Here is a 1,096-nt window from a genome sequence, read left to right on the forward strand (position 1 = left end):
GCTGAGGGCCCGGGACCGAGCCGCGCTGCTCATCTGCGCGGCAGCGGCGTTCACCTCGTCACGAATGGAGAGCGCGATCCGTTCCAAAGCCACCTGGGAATCGACCGCTTCCAGCGCGTCGTCGAGTTCGAGGAGCCGGGAACGCATGAAATCGCGGTACAAGCGGTAGGAGTCGAACTCCTCCCTGGTGACCTCGGCGAAGTCGGTGAGGCTGAGCCCGTCGACGAAGGGCAGATCGATCTCAAGGACCAGCCGGACCACGCGGCTGGCAAGGGGCTTGGTCCCCGACAGATCCACAGCACGGCCATGCTCCACCAGGAAGTCGATAGACCGGTCACTGAACGAGGGCAGACGACCGGGTCTGCTGGCAATTATCCTGTCTTCGCTGTCCTGCCAGCCTGAGCGTCCTCGCGTGTAGACCGGTAAGTACCAGGCAAGCCCGCTGCGCAGGAGGGGTTCTGCGTCCAGGAGTCACCGCCCCACCTGGGCAAGGTCGTTGGTCACCATTCCGTAGTGGTATGTCTCCGTGGTGATCGGCGGCTCAACGTTTTCTCCGCCCGGACCGAAATTGTTGCCGTAAGTGCTCCCAGAGTGCTCCCCGAGCTCGTGCACCGATCCGATGCCGTGGTCGGACAACAGCATCGTGTCCGCGACCAAGACGATTCGCTTGGTGACATGCGTGAAGCTCCCCAGCTCCGAGGAGAGGCCGACGTAGTACGGGCAGGCAGCAGCGGTCTTCGTACTCAGGAGGCGCTCGTAGTTGGGGTAGAGCGTGCGGGCGTAGTGGCGGGCAACGTCTGAGAGACCGCCGCTTCTCGGCATCGGAAGTGAGTCGAAGAACTCGTTCATCCGGACGGCCACAGCCCGATTCTGGTACGAGCGTCGACCACGCCACGCTCGCCATCCACGTCGAAACATCCCTACAGCATTGCCGGGAGCCGAACCTCCCGCAGCCGCTCCGACCGATTAGGGCGATCAATCTTCGGTGACACGGACTCGCGTCGCTCAAGGTTCGATGACAGGCGCTCAACCTCGGCGGGATGCGCAACGACAGCGCAACCATGCGGCAGATCGCCGACGAGTCGGTACAGCGGCT

2 protein-coding genes are annotated in these 1,096 nt (G+C 63.6%); both read right to left on the bottom strand.

The window, feature by feature from the left end; all coding sequences use genetic code 11:
- Positions 1-315: hypothetical protein (locus IE294_RS46765; RefSeq protein WP_189895394.1), on the bottom strand; the 315-nt coding region annotated here is incomplete at its 3' end.
- A gap of 156 nt (positions 316-471) precedes the next feature.
- Positions 472-861 carry a hypothetical protein gene (locus IE294_RS46770; protein WP_189895395.1) on the bottom strand — a complete coding sequence of 130 codons (390 nt, stop codon included), beginning with the start codon at positions 859-861 and terminating at the stop codon, positions 472-474.
- Positions 862-1,096 lie beyond the last annotated feature (235 nt).

This window comes from Streptomyces canarius, assembly GCF_014650735.1.
Lineage (GTDB): Bacteria > Actinomycetota > Actinomycetes > Streptomycetales > Streptomycetaceae > Streptomyces > Streptomyces olivaceoviridis.